The following is a 735-nucleotide window of genomic DNA, read 5'->3' as shown; positions in this document are numbered from 1 at the left end:
CGCGCGTTCGCGGTGAACCGGACGGCCTGCCGGTTGTCCTTGCGGGACTTGAACCTGGGCGCCCCCATCCGCGGGCGCTTTCCCTTGAGCCCGTCGAAGAAATTCCGGTACGCAGTGTCCAAGTCGCGTAGGGACTGCTGGAGGACCACCGCGGACACCTCGGCGAGCCATGCCCGCTCGGGGGTCTTCTTCGCCTCGGTGAGCTGCTTGCCCAGTACGGCGGAGGAGACAAACGGCAGCCCGGCTGCACGGGCGGTCTCGCGGACGCGAAGCGCGTCGTTGAACACCACCCGAGCGCACCCGAACGCCCTGGCCAGCGCCGAACGCTGCGGACCGTTCGGATACATCCGAAAGGCGTACCCGAGCTGCACGCCCAGAATCTTACTGAAGTTGGATTATGACCGAGTATCAGAACATCCGCACAGGTCGTCACGTCACTGCGTGTTCGTCATGCACGCGCACTTGGTTTTCGTGACGAAGTACCGACACAACGTCTTCTCCGACACCCACTTGAAGCGCATGGAAGAGATCACGCGAAGCGTCTGCGTGGACTTCGAGACCGAGTTGCAGGAGTACCCGGAACTGGTCCGGCACTACTGGCGGGCACAACGACTGTGGTCCGGCTCGTACTTCGCCGGATCGGTCGACGGGGCCCCACTGTCAGTCGTCCGCCAGTACATCAAACAGCAGAACCGTCCGCTCCAGCCTGCGAGCCAGAGCAGCACTCACAATCGC

General features: G+C 63.5%; 2 protein-coding genes. One reads left to right on the top strand and one right to left on the bottom strand.

Translation table 11 applies throughout. The annotated features are described in order from the left end of the window. Positions 1-371 (bottom strand): RNA-guided endonuclease InsQ/TnpB family protein (locus tag ACJ6WD_RS41340; protein WP_407617824.1); only part of this gene is annotated, 371 nt, incomplete at its 3' end. Between the two features lie 79 nt (positions 372-450). On the opposite strand from ACJ6WD_RS41340, the gene ACJ6WD_RS41335 reads away from it, so the two are divergent. Continuing rightward, positions 451-735 (top strand): transposase (locus ACJ6WD_RS41335; protein ID WP_407617825.1); only part of this gene is annotated, 285 nt, incomplete at its 3' end.

The organism is Streptomyces sp. VTCC 41912 (genome assembly GCF_045799175.1).
GTDB lineage: Bacteria > Actinomycetota > Actinomycetes > Streptomycetales > Streptomycetaceae > Streptomyces > Streptomyces albulus_C.
The sequence above is the reverse complement of the archived record's forward strand: the minus strand, read 5'-3'. Positions and strand labels throughout refer to the sequence as shown.